This is a genomic window from Paenibacillus sp. EKM211P (genome assembly GCF_011066175.1).
GTDB lineage: Bacteria > Bacillota > Bacilli > Paenibacillales > Paenibacillaceae > Paenibacillus > Paenibacillus polymyxa.
This window is the reverse complement of sequence record NZ_JAAMNS010000001.1, coordinates 111,667-128,304: the sequence shown is the minus strand read 5'-3', so window position 1 is coordinate 128,304 and position 16,638 is coordinate 111,667. Positions and strand designations below refer to the sequence as shown.

Sequence of the window (16,638 nt, the reverse complement as noted above, 5' to 3'; positions counted from 1 at the left end):
CTAAAAATATGATACATGTCTAATTTAGAGTCTAAAGGTATGCTTTACGGGTAAGGGTTGGTAACCCAGACTTTCCCCAAAGAGAGGAATATGTATATGAAGAAAGCTATGGTCATTGTAAATCCCTCTTCTGGCAAAGAGGAATCCCTCCAACATGTCAGAAACGTAGAAGAAATTCTACGTGAGCAAGGATACGCCGTTACAGTCGAAGAGACGGCACAAGAACTTGATGCCACCCGTTTTTGCGTCACTGCATGTCAGGAGACTTATGATCTAGTCGTTTCCCTCGGTGGAGATGGCACGCTTCACGAAACCATTAATGGTTTCATGGATCAAGCCCATAGTCCAAAACTAGGGGTCATCCCGCTTGGGACCGTCAATGATTTTGCCCGTGCCTTACAAATTCCGCTAAGTCCTGAACTGGCGATCCGTACACTCACTTCTGCTCGCGTGAAAGCCGTAGATATGGGTCTCTTAAACGGTCGAATGTTTGCCAATGTTGTTGCCACTGGCTCCCTTGCCGAATCGCTATCCGCTGTGTCGTCAGACGATAAATCCATGTTTGGTACATTTGCCTACTTTAAAGAAGGTTTGAAAGAACTTATCAACCATCCTGCCCATCCGCTTATCGTCCGCTATGATGACAAGACTTGGGAAGGCGAATCCCCACTCTTTCTTGCTGCTTTAACCAACTCAGTTGGCGGATTTGAGAAACTGGCACCCGGGGCGGCTGTTGATGATGGTCTGCTTCACTGCTTTATTTTCAAAAACCTTAATATATTGAACACGGTGACGGCCAGCATAAGCTTATTTTTAGGCAACCTGAAAGATCATAGTGATATCGTTTACTTTACTGCAAAGCATGTAAGTGTCAGCTCTGCAGAACCGGTCAGTACGAATGTAGATGGTGAGGAAGGACCCTCTTTGCCTATCGAGCTTGGTATTCTAGCGCGTCACATCGAGGTGATTGTGCCTGAGGAGTCTAAGTAATAAAGTGCTTATCCTCAGGCTTGAGGCTCATAATCGCTCAATTTCCCCTCGTAGATCAGATGGAATCGGTCACTTTGCCGAAAATCGTCTGGTGTAATAAGGGCGGGCAACTTGTTCCATATTTTGATGCCGGATCGCTGTAAAATTTCCGCGACGAATTGCGAACAAAAATAAGAATTACTGAACTCAACTGGTTCTTTGAGTGCAACGCCAATTAATCCCAGTAAGTTATACATATATTTTTGCCGACTTCGGATAAATACATGTAAAACTCTCTTCATTTTCTCGACTTCACGGTCGGTTACTTGAAGCTCGTAGATGACACATGTTGTATTCGGAAATCTGCTGTATGTACCTGTCTTAATATCCTCTTTCACGAAACCACCATCCAGAGGGTTACTGGGGGTCTTTCTCCCGAAGCTGTATAACTCCGAAAGTTCTCGGTTGAAGGAAATGGAGGCGTGATTGTATGGTGCTCTTGTATAGCTTTTAATGACTCTCGTCAGAAACGTTCCCGTATTCGTAAGCAAGATAAAAACCGATTGATCAGCTACCATTTACGAAACTTCCCCTTATCAAGTTTGAATTATTCCTTCATAATAACATAGGACCCCCTTCAGGGAATCCTATTTCGCTATAAGTTGGTGAGTCGCAATGGACAGTTCGTTATTAACGTTAACCCTTATTTGTATAGCCTTATTAATCATCCATCTAATTTATATAGTGGTAGTCAAAACACAGCCAAACAAAGATTATGCAGCTATTGGACTTCGCATTAAGACCTGGTGGGGCATGTTCTTTATCTTTTGCCTGGCAACACTTTTCAATCCGATCGTTTCACTGCTTTCCTTGATGGTGCTTACTTTCTTTGCGCTAAAAGAATACTTCTCCATGATTAGATCCAGAAAAGCTGACCGCAGGTTGTTTTTATGGGCATACTTGGCGATTCCTGTACAGTTTTATTGGATTTATATCGGGTGGTATGGGATGTTTATCGTCTTTATCCCTATCTATGTATTCTTACTGCTACCGCTCCCGCGATTGATCAATAAAGGAACCGTTGGTTTCCTACGTAGTGTCAGCTCGACTCAATGGGGACTCATGCTGATGGTTTTTGGACTGAGTCACCTGGCTTATTTTCAGTTTGCTGCGCCGCAATACGGAGCAAAACTTGTACTTTTTCTAGTGGTACTGACACAGCTCAATGATGTCGCACATTATCTGGCATCACTCTATTTCGGCAAACGGAAAATCGTCCCGACATCCAATCCCAATATAACTTGGGAAGGCTTTGCATTTGCTTTTCCCGTAACCATAGCGGCTTCCTATCTAATCTATCCGTACCTGACGCCGTTTGATCTGAAATTTGGGGTTATTTTCGGTATGTTGATTAGCTTGAGCGGTTTCTTCGGGAGCTTAACGGTTTCCGTGCTGAAGCGAGATTTATTAATCGGCGATGATAATAAGTTCGATGCTTTGAAAAAAAGCTACTTAAGCCGGGTGGATAGCTTGACCTACACCTCGCCCGTCTTTTTTCACGTGATTCGTTATTTTTTCGACTTTATGTAACAATATGTTTTTCTTCATCGCTTCACGATACTCTGCTTGCTTCTCACCGTTTTCATTTTGGTTAGCCCGGGTAAGTACTACTGTACCGCAAGCAGTCCTTATCCTAGAAAACAATCTTGAGGAGGCGTTAGAAATGGCAGAACATAATCATGTTGTGAATAAGGAAGGCGAAGTGGCCCTAAACAAGGTAGATGACGCATTAAATCGGATAGACGACAGCAAAAAAGATGACATCTTGGGCAGCTTTGATTCATTCAAAAGTTATTTGAGCGACAAAATTGAAATGGCTCAAAAAATCGGCTTGAATGAAGAAGTGATGGCAAAAGCAGCTGAGAAGATCGCAGGCTATCTGGCAGCCAAAGAAGAACCAAGAAATAGTGAGGAGAAGCTTCTTCAGGAATTGTGGAAGGTAGGGGACAAAGAACAGCAGCACGCGCTTGCTCATATGCTCGTACGCGTGGCTCAATCCTCGTAGAATATTTAATTTATGAAAAACAATATTTTACTATAAAAGAGCAGTCTATCCTTAGATGAGGATAGACTGCTTTTACGTTTACTATCGTTGCAGCGCGTTCCGTTAATGATTACAATATGTTCTGCTTAGCGCATGGAATTAATGCACCTGAGTCAGTAATTGATATGCATCTTCCTTGGTCGTAACCGCCAGAAGCGCTTCTCTAAAATGGTCGTCCATCAGCTTACGAGATAGCATTTGTAGCACCTTCAGATGGGCATTGTCCTTACTATTACGCGGAACAGCAATCATGAAGATCAGTTTCGCTTCACTTCCGTCCAGACTTTTCCAGTCCACTCCGCTCCGCTTCACCCCAAAGACCACGCTTGGCTTCAGAACAGCTTCCGATTTACCGTGAGGAATGGCAATATTCATTCCAATGCCTGTGGAGCTTTCCTTCTCTCGGTCCAATATAGCCTGTTTAAAACCACTGGCAGAACTTACGGCTCCATTTCTCTCAAGTGCTCCGATCATTTCATCAATCACGGCATCCTGTGTCGTTCCTTCCAGATCCAGATTAATCAGATCCATCGTTACAATATCTGTCAACTTCTCAATGTGAATGGCTTGCGAAGATACCTCGGGCTCGTTATATGCAATCGCTGAAGCTGATGACTCGGCGGCAGTCGTAGTCATCGTAGATTGTTCCGTTACTGCGGCAGAATTTCCAGATGTCTCTTCTCCAGCAACAGCCGGATTTGCAGTTGCAATATCCCTTTTCAGCAGACTCACCAGGATAACTGAGACGGCTGCTCCGACAATAACAGCAATGAAGAACATGAACACATTGTCCACTGCACCAAGAATGGCTACAATCGGTCCACCATGAGCTACCTTATCCCCTACATTTCCCAACATCGCAATGGCTGAACCGACCATAGATCCTGCCATGATACTAGGAATAACACGCAATGGATCTTGTGCAGCGAAGGGAATCGCTCCTTCAGTAATACCGAATAATCCCATCGTGAATGTCGCTTTCCCAGCTTCGCGTTCTGCTGGTGCAAATTTACGCTTGTTGATCATTGCTGCAAGTCCCATTCCAATCGGTGGAATACAAATCGCAACGGCGATCGGTCCCATAATTTCGTAATTTCCTTCACCAATCATGGCCGAGCCGAATAAAAATGCTACTTTATTGACTGGACCACCCATATCGAAGGAGATCATCGCACCTAAAATCAGTGCCAATAGAATTGAACTTGTACCTTGCATACCTGCAAGCCAACCCGTCAAAGCTTCAAACAATTGTGCGACTGGAGAACCGATTATAAAGACAAAGATTAATCCTACAACTAAAGATGACAACACAGGGATAATAATAATAGGCATGATCGGCTGTAACGCTCGCCCAACCTTCATTTTCCGAATACCCAGTGCAACATAACCCGCCAGGAAACCAGCGATAATTCCGCCGATAAATCCGGCTCCCGCCTCACTTCCATAAAAACTGCCGTTCGCAGCAATGAATCCGCCAACCATACCCGGTGCAAGCCCCGGTCTATCCGCAATACTCATCGCGATGAACCCAGCGAGGATGGGTATCATAAAGGTAAATGAAGCCGAACCGATATCCTGAACCGTCTTCCAAAATGAACCGTCCGGTATAACCAGACCGCCCGGTGTCTTCTCACCGCCAATCGTCAACGCAATGGCAATGAGCAATCCTCCAATTACGATAAAGGGTACCATATAAGATACACCATTCATCAAGTGGCGGTAGATAGGATTTTGCTTCGGTTTATTCTCCTGTGAGCTAGCTTCGGAGGTACGTGACTCTGCCTGGTACACAGGCACATTACCCTTCATCACCCGCTGGATCAATTCTTCCGGACGGCGAATCCCATCCTGTACTCCAACGACCAGCAGTTTCTTGCCGACGAAGCGGTCTTTGACCACCGTCTTATCCGCTGCAATAATAATGCCATCCGCTTCACGGATCTCCTGCTCAGTTAGTTGATTTTCTACCCCAATGGAGCCTTGTGTCTCGACCTTCATCTCGATACCCAGCTTGGCTGCTGCCTTTTGCAGATTCTCAGCTGCCATATACGTATGTGCAATTCCGTTAGGACATGAGGTAATCGCTAATATTTTCATAGTCATTCCCCTTCTCTCTGGTGTTTCCGCTTACATTGATAGTATAACCGCCTTTTTTGCTGTTATCGGGCGAACTTTTTACCGGAACTTTCGGAAAAATAGAATAATACGGACAAAAAAACAGGACTTATCTATAAGTCCTGTTCCAAAGCATGGCTTTTAATTTAGTTTATCCCTTTAGCTTCCCTAATAGTCTCATCGCATCGGTCTCCTTGGATAAAGCATGAACTAGAGCTGGCTGCTCACTGATTAGGGACAACTCCTTAAATAACTGCCGCATTTCTTCCCGCCCATCCTGTTTTACCGCAAGCAAGAACACAAGCTCCACTTTCTCGGTTCCCCAAGTAAGTGGCTTCTTTAAAGTAGCGACTACAATGGCGGACTGCCTTATCCACTCTGAGCCGCCATGCGGGATGGCTATGCCTCCCCCGATCGTCGTAGCCGACATTTTCTCTCGCGCCAATACGCTGTCCACATAACCTGTTTCCACATATCCTTTGTCCTCCAGTATTTGCGCCAGCTTGGAAATCAATTGTTCCGGACGCTGCACTTCTTGCTGGGGAAAGACTAAAAAAGGTGTTGTGTACTTAAAAAATACAGATTCATCTGCGACTCTAGGTTCCGGCTCATCCATTCGTCTGATCACTTGCTCCAGTTGACGCTCATCCTTGGCATCTAGCAATGGAGAGACGAGAATATGCGGAACACTAAGCTCTGGAAGATCCACGGTTGTAATGATCAGATCCAACTCCCGGGTTGCCAGATAGTCCTGGACTTCTGCCTTCGAAAGAGTTGTCTCCACATGTACAGCCGGAAACTTACGTTCCACCTTTGTGCGCAATAGCTGGGACATACCGATGCCCATGTGACACACAATAATGGCCCTCTGAGGATGACTTTCTTTCTGGTGAAGTCGCTCCACAGAAGCCTGAAAATGTAGCGTTAAATACGCCGCTTCCTCCTCGGGGAACGATAACCGAACCAAATTCCCTACCTCTTCCAGCGTAATAATAACCCGGTCGAACATGTAAGGGTACATCTTCTTGATCTCAGTCAGCATAGGATTAGACACCGTCAACCCATATTGAAGCCGATTCAGGGTCGTATATAAATGGACTTTCAACCCTTTCAGCAACATCTTATCCTTGGAAAAGTCAATCATATTCAGCTCCGACATCCGCCGGACTAACTGCTCAATCAGTTTAGGCAAAAGCGGATGGCTGTCTGCCAGATCGCTGTGTTTCCCCTTGCTATCCTCCTGCTGATAACGAAACTTTCCACCCAACAAATGCAGGGTTAGATAGGCCGTTTCTTCCTTGGAAAAAGGTACGGAGAACAGCTTTTGCAGCTGCCGTAAAAACGCAGTAGCCCATGTAAACTCAACCTTCTCCTGCAAAAAGGCAATGTCTTGTTCGGAGAGAGAAATGGGCTGTCCCAGCTTGGTTCGTTTGACCATTAAGAGAATATGGAGCATGAGACCCTCAAAGGCTTCATCCGTAAAGCTGAGTTCATGATGCTTTTGAAATACTTTTAATTCATGATGGATGGTGGCAATCTCGTGTGGCTCAAACTGCTTGCGCATCATCTGTCCCGTCAACTCAGGACTATCAATCAGCTGATTCATCCGTGCCAAAGCGATCCGCTTGTTTTTCTCAGTGCCTTGAATGGTCAAGCCTACGCGCTGCTTGGTAATCAAGGCAAGCTCAAAGCTGTGCAGCCAGTCATCAATCTTTTCCATATCTCTACGGATCACCGTCTTGTTCACATAATACTGAGAGGCCAGATCTTGTATCGTTACAGGCTTGGCATCCATCAAGAGCCGATAGGCGAGATGCAGCACCCTCTCCTCATCCGATTCATGCTGGGCTGTACTATCGCCTGCATACAGCCGGTGAAATAAATCAGCCTGCTCAGCTTCACTGATCTCCAAATAAATGCCACGTCCCGGTCTTCTCACCAGATTGGCATTGGAGTGCTTGACTAGATATTCTTCAATTACTTTTAGATCGTTTCGAATCGTCTTTTCTGAGCAATCCGTTTGATCGGCCAGATCCTGCACTAACCACAGTCGGTTCGATTCAGTTAACAACTTGCGAAAAATTTCTACTTGCCTTTTGTTCATTCCAATCTCCTATCTTCCAAAATAAAGAATGTCCAGGCATACCGGGTTATATTTTGTTAGCCTTATATTAGCTTATCGATATACTCATTGTAACCCTACAGCAACATACGGAGTGTATAATAAGACAATCCCAATATACTGGATTTTCAGGAGGAAGAACAGTGATCACCTATTTGAGATGCAATGAAGTCAGCATGGAGCACATTTTCCAGGCATTTTCGCTCGGATTCTCAGACTATTCCATTCGCCTGACCATGGAACAAGACGATTTCGCGGCACGTTTTTTCGGTCCAGAGGGTAATTCACGGAGCCACTCTTTCCTTGCCATGGATGAAGATCAGCCAATTGGCTTGATTCTAGGCGGTATCCGGCAGTTTGACGGGTATAAGACCATGCGTTGCGGCACGCTATGCATCGGTCCAGCTTACCGTGGCCAGGGTATTAGCAACAGGTTGCTCGAATTGCATAAACAAACGGCCATCTCCGAGAACTGTCAGCAGCTATGGCTCGAAGTCATCACGGATAATGATCGGGCTGTCCAGTTTTATAAAAAGCACGGCTATGAGGTACGCTATACGCTAAAATACTACAACGGTACTGTCCCATCAATCTCTCCCGCTCCCTCATCACCGTACATGTTTAAGAAACTAACATTTGATGATGTCGCAGATTTTCGTACAACTCTTACCGACTGTCACATCCATTGGCAAAGTGACACACCTTATTACGCTAACAGCACACAGGAAGTTTTTCTCGGCATCTATGCGGTGAATCAAACCCGAGTCGGTATGATTGCTATGAGTGCTCAAGGTAAAATCAACTTTCTTCGGGTCGATCCCAAACATCGAAACCAAGGCCTTGGACGTACCCTACTTCATAAAGCGGCAGAAACCCAAAAGGCCGAGAAGGTATATATCTGCCTGTCCGACAATAACTCTCTTGAAGGCTTTATCCAAAAAACAGGCTTCTCGAAGGACCCTATTGAGCAATATGAAATGTGTATACCCCTTGATCCAACTACTTCTCTCATTTCTGAGAACGATTGATATATTCTGATTTAACGAGTGCGCACATGCAAAGATCATCATATTTTCCGGACGTAAATTCATACTGGGACAGGATTCCTTCCTGCCGAAAGTCTGCTTTTTCAAGCAAACGCAAGGATTGTGTATTCTCCGGCTCTACTAGTGCCTGAATGCGGTTCAACGGTAGGATATGAAACCCATAGTTGATCACAGCCGCAAGTGCCTCGGACATTAACCCTTGACCCCAATAGGCTCTGGACAATTCATAGCCCATTTCTGCCCGGTGATGACGTTGATCCCAGTTATGAAATCCGCAAGAACCGATGATTTTACCTTCCTTCGTTTGAAGAGCCCAGCGGATTCCCTGGTCTGTCTCCAAAATCCGATCATACCAACGGATCTCATCCAGTGCCTCCTGTTCAGACTCAAATGGGCTCAGCCCGTAAAACTTCATCACCTGCTCATCTGAAAAGTATTCCAACATGTCCTTGCTGTCCGTCGCTACCATTTTTCGTAATACAAGACGTTCGGTTGTTATAACCGGAAACTCACCTTTCATATTCTCACCGCCTTCTCCGTTGTTCACTTTCGCAAGCTTTTCCTTGCATACCTATGCCGCTAAGTTCAATATTCGATGATCATTACTTGCTTCTTCCAATTATAAAGTAAATGAAAGAATACCTCTAAAGGGATATTTATAATTAGTTCTTTGTTTATAGAATGTTTTCCTAATCATGGATGATAAAAAGACCGTTATATAAGGAGTGTGTTTTTAAATTATGGATTATTAAAATGAGGTGTACGATTTGGAAGACCAGCACATACCACAGAATTCACAAGTAGCAGTAAGAGAGAAGTACATTCGGCATGGGCAAAACTATGGGGAAACAAACAGAATGGCCGAAATATCAAAAACCTACGGTTCGTCTATTTTGTTTAGACGTTGGGGAGCAACCCTTTTTGATTTTATATTTTTTATAATCGGGTATATTTGTTTCTTTATCTCAGTCATTCAGATAACAGACAGATGGTTGTTGCCCTTAGCGATTGCTTCCCGTTGCATTCTGATTATAGCTTTCTTCTGCTATTATTTGCTCTTGGAAGGTTACACAGGCTATACGCTTGGCAAATTCGTTTTTCGTATTAAGGTGGTTACCGGAGAAGGAAGACCTCCTGGTTTTCTTAAATCACTCATTCGTACGCTGCTCAGGTTAATAGACACCAATCCATTGCTAATGGGTTCACTACCTGCTGGTATCAGCGTGTTAGTAACTGCCTCTAGACAACGAATTGGTGATTTAGCTGCAGGTACATATGTGGTAAAGGTGCGGGACTTGGAGCCGATTAGCAAAAAGACAATGAGACGGTCGCTCTTCATATTTATTACCGCAATGGTGATCTTGGGAGCCTCGTTTGTAAATGCTATTTTTGTACTGGCAAACAGTTACAAGTCCAGTGAAGCTCCGGTAAGCAAGCAGGAGCAGAGCTTTGTAAGTAGAGATGGACATTTTCAGATTTCTGCCCCATTAGACTGGTCGACAGACCCGGACCGGGAAGGAAAAGCAGATATTGCGATATTCAATCCCTACATTGAAAAGTCTGTTATCGTACGATCCAATTCGAAGGAGAAATTGGGTAATGTAACGCGCCAGTACTACACAAAGAAAATTCAAAACAACATGACCAAAGAGTTTAACCTCTCTACAGTAGGACCTTCATCCAACACTACGATTCAAGGATATCCTGCCACTCAGTTCACGATTAAAGGACAGAAGGATATAAACCATTATGTCACCCATGTAGCTATTATTGAGACTGAAAATAATTTCTATCAGATCATCGGGTATACGCCTGCATCAAAATATAGCCGTTTAAAGAAAGAAATTCATGATATTACCTATAGCTTTCGTGAGGTTCGACCTTAGACAGCGTGACGGACCAGGACGAATAATGAAAGAATAAGACGCAAAAGACAGGTGCTCCTTGGAGCCTTGTTTTTTCGCATACAACTACTCTTGATATCTATGATAAAATAGGCTGACATGTTCGGCGCCCTGTTTTATTATATTGTTCAGATGCACAACAATTTGAAAGCCCTTTCAATTAATGTGATGCAGTAAAACACCTTACATCACTAGATAAAGGAGGAATCCTGATCTGTTTCCGCTCTCCGAAAGACAAGCCCAAGACATCGTAGACAAAATGATGAAGGATATTCCATACAATATCAATATTATGAATGAACGAGGCATCATCATTGGCAGCGGCGAGAGTGAACGAATCGGAACCATTCACCAAGGGGCTGTTCAGGCGCTCGAAACCGGGAAAATGATTGAAGTGTGGCAGGACGGACATTACGAGAAAAAAGGAACCAATGAACCGATTGTCATTCATCATGAGCTAGTTGGTGTCATTGGTATTTCAGGCAATCCTGACGAAGTGCGTCCTTTTTGCAATATTGTTAAAACTACGGTGTCTCTCCTGATTGAACAGCGTATTTCCTTGGAGCACTTGGCCCATGAGGCCAACCGCAAAAAATCTGTACTGGAAATGCTGTTAAATCATCAGGGAGCCTATACCCAAAAAATAAAAAAAGAAGCTGCTCAATATCACATTGATTTGCTTCTCAAAACTTCGGCCGTATATGTAAAGCATCTTCCTTCCGATCCTGCTCATTTCGCCGAATTATCCAATATATTCATGCAGCATCCATCCTTTCGTATGGAGGAAGACAGTTATCTCATCCTGATGCAAAATCAGGAACCAACGACCAAGCTACTGGAACCACTTGTACGCAGCCATCCTGATGTGCTGATTGCCATCAGCAGACAAGAGCACAGCATTGCGGATGTTTATATGCAAGCCAAGTCCGCTATGAATGTTGTACTAGCTCTGCGTCCACCTGTGCAGATTGTCTCTTTTGCAGAAGTCGAATTCTTGGTCAAATTAAGCCAAACCAACCTGACTAACACAATCCACCTGGTCAGCAAGCTGGAAGATACCGTGGATTTGCTGGATACGCTGCGGAGCTTTATTAATCATAATGGCAGTGTCTCCTTTACCGCAGATGAATTAAACATTCACCGAAATACACTGCAATACCGCTTGAAGCGCATCCATACCTTAACTGGCAAAGATCCTCGGAATCTCCTTCAGCTTTTTGAGCTTACACACGGCCTACTGGCGCTGTATCAATAAACTGCTGTGTCACGCCAAAGCACACTGTAATAGTTTTCGCTCGCCGTCACTCCCGAATTTCTCCACCAATCTCCGTTGGCTAAAGAAAACCGGGGTTACAGGCGAGCGCTCGTATTCCATTGTAATTATATTATGCCGTTTTATGTTCCTCGCCTATCAATCCGATCATTTCTCACTGATTTGAAGTACTCTCGCGATATTCTCGCACGTACGCTCTACGTTTTGTGGCCCTTCGGCCAGCAGCTTACTCAGCTCCGAGGCTCCCGGCACGATGCCAAACACCGCATCTATTCCTTCCTTGTATAGCGTGTCGATTCCTTCCCCGATATAACCTGCAACCGCAATGACCTTTTTGCCCGATTGTTTGGCTGCCTGAGCTACTCCATACGGAGTTTTACCGAATTTGGTCTGAAAATCAATGCCGCCTTCTCCCGTCAATACGATATCAGCCGTGGCGAGCTTCTGTTTTAAATCGGTGTATTCAATCACGATTTCAATGCCCTTTTGCAGCGCCGCCTGAGTAAAAATCAATAAACCAGCACCCAATCCGCCTGCTGCACCCGCGCCTGGAAGATCGCGCACATCCTTTCCCAGCTGCTGCTTCACCACATCCGCATAATGGGCAAGATTAGCATCCAGTTGCTGCACCATTTCCGGGGTTGCTCCTTTTTGTGGGCCGAATACACGAGATGCCCCATGCTCCCCACATAACGGATTTGTCACATCACAGGCTACAATCAATTGCACCTGCTGCAAGCGGTCATCCAGTGATGAAATATCAATGCTGTCCAGCTCGCCCAAACTGCCGCCGCCGCGTGGAAGAGTATTGCCTGCCGCATCCAGAAATCTAGCCCCCAGCGCTTCCGCCATACCTGTACCGCCATCATTCGTCGCGCTTCCGCCAATGCCGATGATAATTTTTCGAATTCCCTGGTTCAGACACTCACGTATTAACTCACCCGTACCATAGGTTGTTGTCTTTAACGGGTTTTTATTGTCCTTATTAACCAGATGGATTCCGCTGGCAGATGCCATTTCGATTGCCGCAGTGGTGCCGTCTCCCAGCAAGCCATATGCCGCTTTTACAGGTTCTCCAAGCGGTCCTGTCACCTCCATGTAACGAAGCTGCCCGCCTGTCGCATCCACCAGTGACTGCACTGTTCCTTCACCACCGTCTGCCATCGGAACGTGGACATAATGGGCTGTCGGATAGACCTTGCGCAATCCTTTCTCCATTGCGATGCACACTTCCTTTGCCGTCATGCTTTCTTTAAAAGAATCCGGTGCCAGTACAAATGTTTTCTCTCTCATTTTGTCACCCCATCGTGAATATTAAAGTATGAATCCATACAATATGGTTGCTACAATCGCCATAGTCCCGCCCACAATAGCTTCATAAGGGATTAATCCCATCCGTTGCTTAATGCTCATTTTCATGCTGTCTGCCGTAACGTGGAAATAGTTGCCCTGTGGCAAGGAATCAATGACGGTAGCTCCTGTATGCACCATCACAGCGGCAGCTAACGGGGCTGTTCCCATGTTCAGAATGGCTTCCCCAAACGAGCCAGTCGCCAAAATAACGCCAGTTGAAGTCGATGCTGTGGCGGCCGCCATCAGAATCCCTGCAAGCGGTGCCAAAAATGTGCCAGAAACTCCCGAAGCTTCAATCAAGCCAACTACCTGAGCAGATAAATTAGACGCAGAAATCAGACCCGCAATCCCACCTGCACCGATCAAGATGAGCACGGTTGCCGTCATTTTATTCAAACCGGAAGCCGAATATTTCAGGATATTGCGCCCTTGTCCCATGGCCAGCATACCTACAATCCCGGCGATCGGCAAAATGTACATCGCGTCGACCTTGAAGTTCGACAGTGCTTCAATGCCAGAGATGGAACCAATCGGGTTAATCATCAGCAAAATAACGGCTACCACCGGGGCTACAATCGCCCGTCCCAATGCCGGGTACTTCGACGTATCGACATCACTATCCATAATGTCCTGTTCGGATACCTTCACGCCCTTGTTTTTCAACATAGACGCCACCAGAACCGTCATGATTAATCCGCATATCGCGGGCACCACACCCGCCAACATAACGTGGCTTAAATCCAGATTAAACCCGCGCGCCGCCGCAATCGTATTGGGATTCGGAGAGATAATGTTCCCCGCCTTTCCGCCACCAGACAAGGCCAGCAGAAGAGCCAGCTTGGAAATCCCCATTTTGTTCCCAACCGACAAGGCAATAGGTGCCACAATGAGCACGGCCACGGGAATAAATACGCCTACAGCTGTAATAATCATCGTCGCTAACGCTAGTGCAAGGATCGCTTTACTGCCGCCAAACTTCTTTACAATAGCCTGTGCAATTGTCTCCGCTGCCCCAGACTCCATCATCACGCCTGCCAATACACCTGCCGCGAGCACACGAATGACCGTCCCCATCACGCTCTGCGTACCACTAATTAGCACGCTGATCGTCTGCTCCAGATTGGCTCCGCCCAATAAAGCGCCTACAATAGCTCCCAAAAATAAAGCGTAAACCGGATTCAGCTTTCTTAATATCAAAATAATTGCAATAGCCAGCCCTGCTAGAGCTCCTATCCAACTGATCGTTAACCCTTCCATCTGTCTAACCCCCCGGGCAATTTTTGATTACGCTTTCATTATATCGATTGCAACGTGTGAATTATATTGAAGAACAGACGAAATTGATTGTGCATTTGCACAAAAAGGCCCGAACAGGCTTACAAAATCAATTTAATGAATACGCTTGCAAATTTAAAATTTTAGATTATAATACTTGTATACAAGTATACTTGATTAATGAGAAGGTGAATTTATGGTTCTGTCCAGTGAATTCCTATATCCCTCCAAATGGCTTCTCAAAGCCTCTGCTGGAGACCGTGTAACATCCGAGCTTAGAATGCGTATTATTTCCGGCTCAATTGAAAGCGGTACCATACTATCTGAAAATAAATTAGCTGCTGATTTTGCTGTAAGTCGCTCACCCATTCGTGAAGCGTTAAAAATATTGGCTTCTGAAAATATCATCCGACTCGAAAGAATGGGTGCGGTCGTTATTGGTCTATCAGAGAAAGAAATAGAAGAAATTTATGATGTTCGTCTACTTATAGAATCCTTCGTATTTGAACGTCTTATAAAGATGGACACTCATGATTTAGCAAAGGAACTTAGTAAAATACTCGAAATGATGAAAGTCGCAGTCAAATATAGTGATGCCGATGAGTTTTCATATCAAGATGTCTTGTTCCATGAAACGATTATTCGTGCAGTTAATCATTCATACATTCTGATGATCTGGAATAACCTAAAGCCCGTGATGGAAAGCCTCATTCTGTTGTCGATGCGTATGCGTTTCAATGAAAAGTATGAAGACTTTACACGGATTGTATCAAATCATGAACTTTATATTGAAGCAATCCAGGCAAAAGATAGAGACCTTATGATTAAGTCTTTACATGAAAACTTTGATGATGTTCAAGGTAAAGTAGAAGACTTATGGATGTCCCAACAACTGCTGTCCAAAGGAGTCGTGCCACAAAATGACTAACTACATGTTAGGTATAGATATCGGAACCACCAGTACGAAAGCCGTTTTATTTAGTGAAAAAGGTGAAGTCATCCAACAAGAAAATATCGGGTACCCGCTTTATACACCAGATATAGCGACAGCTGAACAAAATCCTGAGGAGATTTTTCAAGCAGTCCTACAAGCGACTTCGAATATCATGAAACATCACTCACAAAAAAAACTATCGTTTGTTTCATTTAGCAGTGCCATGCATAGTGTCATTGCCATGGGTGAACATGATCAACCACTTACGCCTTGTATCACTTGGGCAGATAATCGCAGTGAAGCGTGGGCACATCAAATAAAAGAGGAGTTGAACGGCCAAGAGGTCTACAGACGAACAGGAACACCCATCCACCCCATGTCACCCTTAACTAAAATAGCTTGGATTGTGAATGACCTTCCTGAAATCGCTATCAAAGTTAAAAAATATATCGGAATTAAAGAATACATTTTCAAAAAATTCTTTGATTTATATGTTGTTGATTATTCCCTGGCTTCAGCCATGGGCATGATGAATCTCGAAAAGCTGGATTGGGATGAAGAAGCATTAAAAATTGCGGGTATAACCCCTTCTCAACTATCTGAGCTCGTGCCCACAACCAAAATATTTACCGACTGTAATTCAGATTTAGCAAAAAAGATGGGGATCGATCCACAAACACCATTTGTCATTGGGGCCAGCGATGGAGTTCTCTCTAATCTAGGTGTCAATGCGATACGAAAAGGCGAAATTGCCGTCACTATTGGGACAAGCGGTGCCATTCGAACCATCATAGACAAGCCGCAAACAGATGAAAAGGGAAGAATATTTTGTTATGCCTTAACGGAAAAGCACTGGGTCATTGGCGGACCGGTAAACAATGGCGGGATGGTTCTTCGCTGGATTCGTGACGAGCTTGCCTCATCAGAAGTAGAAACAGCGAAACGACTAGGAATTGATCCATATGATGTGTTAACCAAAATTGCTGAACGCGTAAGGCCCGGGTCTGATGGATTGTTATTCCATCCCTACCTAGCTGGTGAACGTGCTCCCTTATGGAATCCAGACGTACGTGGCTCATTCTTCGGTTTAACGATGTCGCATAAGAAAGAACATATGATTCGCGCAGCCTTAGAAGGAGTCATTTACAATTTATACACCGTATTTTTGGCCCTAACCGAATGCATGGATGGTCCCGTGACCCGAATCCAAGCTACAGGAGGCTTCGCAAGGTCAGATGTTTGGCGGCAAATGATGTCTGATATATTCGCATCTGAAGTCGTCGTTCCAGAAAGCTACGAAAGTTCTTGTCTAGGAGCTTGTATTTTAGGCTTGTATGCCACTGGAAAAATCCAATCATTTGAAGTGGTTTCTGAAATGATTGGCAGTACCAACAAACATGCACCCAAAGAAGAAGCAACCAAGGAATATAGGAAGTTGCTACCGATTTTCATTAACCTATCCAGAGTATTGGAAGAAGATTATACACGGATTGCTCATTACCAAAGAGGCTTAATTAAACACTAAAAGGATAAATACAGGGGG

14 protein-coding genes are annotated in these 16,638 nt (G+C 44.7%); 8 read left to right on the top strand and 6 right to left on the bottom strand.

Annotated elements, in window-relative coordinates; genetic code table 11:
- The first annotated feature begins 96 nt into the window (after positions 1–96).
- A complete protein-coding gene (locus tag G9G57_RS00610) occupies positions 97–990 on the top strand; it encodes a diacylglycerol/lipid kinase family protein (RefSeq protein WP_164964465.1) in 894 nt (297 codons plus the stop codon).
- A 14-nt stretch (positions 991–1,004) separates the two neighbouring features.
- Here the strand turns inward: G9G57_RS00610 and G9G57_RS00605 are convergent, their stop codons facing one another.
- Complete coding sequence (locus G9G57_RS00605) at positions 1,005–1,547, bottom strand: hypothetical protein (protein ID WP_025678121.1); 543 nt, start codon at positions 1,545–1,547, stop codon at positions 1,005–1,007.
- Positions 1,548–1,644: 97 nt separating this feature from the next.
- On the opposite strand from G9G57_RS00605, the gene G9G57_RS00600 reads away from it, so the two are divergent.
- The gene (locus G9G57_RS00600; protein ID WP_164964369.1) at positions 1,645–2,559 is read left to right on the top strand and encodes a phosphatidate cytidylyltransferase; all 915 of its coding nucleotides are present in this window, start codon (positions 1,645–1,647) and stop codon (positions 2,557–2,559) included.
- A 133-nt stretch (positions 2,560–2,692) separates the two neighbouring features.
- Positions 2,693–3,034, top strand: coding sequence for a DUF3243 domain-containing protein (locus tag G9G57_RS00595; RefSeq protein WP_013373818.1), 342 nt, complete (start codon positions 2,693–2,695; stop codon positions 3,032–3,034).
- A gap of 138 nt (positions 3,035–3,172) precedes the next feature.
- Here G9G57_RS00595 and G9G57_RS00590 read toward each other — a convergent pair whose 3' ends face one another.
- Positions 3,173–5,170: a PTS fructose transporter subunit IIABC gene (locus tag G9G57_RS00590; protein ID WP_164964368.1), complete on the bottom strand. Its 1,998-nt coding sequence runs from the start codon at positions 5,168–5,170 to the stop codon at positions 3,173–3,175.
- Positions 5,171–5,339: 169 nt separating this feature from the next.
- Positions 5,340–7,292: a BglG family transcription antiterminator gene (locus G9G57_RS00585; RefSeq protein WP_044786694.1), complete on the bottom strand. Its 1,953-nt coding sequence runs from the start codon at positions 7,290–7,292 to the stop codon at positions 5,340–5,342.
- 161 nt (positions 7,293–7,453) lie between these two features.
- Here G9G57_RS00585 and G9G57_RS00580 point away from each other — a divergent pair, with 161 nt between their 5' ends.
- Positions 7,454–8,338, top strand: coding sequence for a GNAT family N-acetyltransferase (locus G9G57_RS00580; RefSeq protein ID WP_164964367.1), 885 nt, complete (start codon positions 7,454–7,456; stop codon positions 8,336–8,338).
- On the opposite strand, the gene G9G57_RS00575 is transcribed toward G9G57_RS00580, so the two are convergent.
- Positions 8,319–8,876: a GNAT family N-acetyltransferase gene (locus tag G9G57_RS00575; protein ID WP_164964464.1), complete on the bottom strand. Its 558-nt coding sequence runs from the start codon at positions 8,874–8,876 to the stop codon at positions 8,319–8,321. The two genes, G9G57_RS00580 and G9G57_RS00575, sit on opposite strands and share 20 nt — an antisense overlap.
- 247 nt (positions 8,877–9,123) lie before the next feature.
- Here G9G57_RS00575 and G9G57_RS00570 point away from each other — a divergent pair, with 247 nt between their 5' ends.
- Positions 9,124–10,242 (top strand): RDD family protein, encoded by a 1,119-nt coding sequence (locus G9G57_RS00570; protein ID WP_164964366.1) that lies wholly within the window; start codon positions 9,124–9,126, stop codon positions 10,240–10,242.
- Positions 10,243–10,519: 277 nt separating this feature from the next.
- Positions 10,520–11,515 carry a CdaR family transcriptional regulator gene (locus G9G57_RS00565; protein WP_049828229.1) on the top strand — a complete coding sequence of 332 codons (996 nt, stop codon included), beginning with the start codon at positions 10,520–10,522 and terminating at the stop codon, positions 11,513–11,515.
- Between the two features lie 165 nt (positions 11,516–11,680).
- Here G9G57_RS00565 and G9G57_RS00560 read toward each other — a convergent pair whose 3' ends face one another.
- Positions 11,681–12,826 carry a glycerate kinase family protein gene (locus G9G57_RS00560; RefSeq protein ID WP_045244770.1) on the bottom strand — a complete coding sequence of 382 codons (1,146 nt, stop codon included), beginning with the start codon at positions 12,824–12,826 and terminating at the stop codon, positions 11,681–11,683.
- 21 nt (positions 12,827–12,847) lie between these two features.
- On the bottom strand, positions 12,848–14,143 hold the full coding sequence (locus G9G57_RS00555) for a GntP family permease (RefSeq protein ID WP_016822522.1): 1,296 nt from the start codon (positions 14,141–14,143) through the stop codon (positions 12,848–12,850).
- A gap of 214 nt (positions 14,144–14,357) precedes the next feature.
- Between G9G57_RS00555 and G9G57_RS00550 the strand changes: the two genes are divergently transcribed.
- Both G9G57_RS00550 and gntK read left to right on the top strand, forming a co-directional pair.
- On the top strand, positions 14,358–15,089 hold the full coding sequence (locus G9G57_RS00550; RefSeq protein ID WP_016822521.1) for a GntR family transcriptional regulator: 732 nt from the start codon (positions 14,358–14,360) through the stop codon (positions 15,087–15,089).
- Entirely contained in the window at positions 15,082–16,620 is a 1,539-nt protein-coding gene (gntK, locus tag G9G57_RS00545) for a gluconokinase (protein ID WP_016822520.1), read from the top strand. The genes G9G57_RS00550 and gntK overlap by 8 nt, the downstream gene beginning before the upstream one ends.
- Positions 16,621–16,638: the final 18 nt, after the last annotated feature.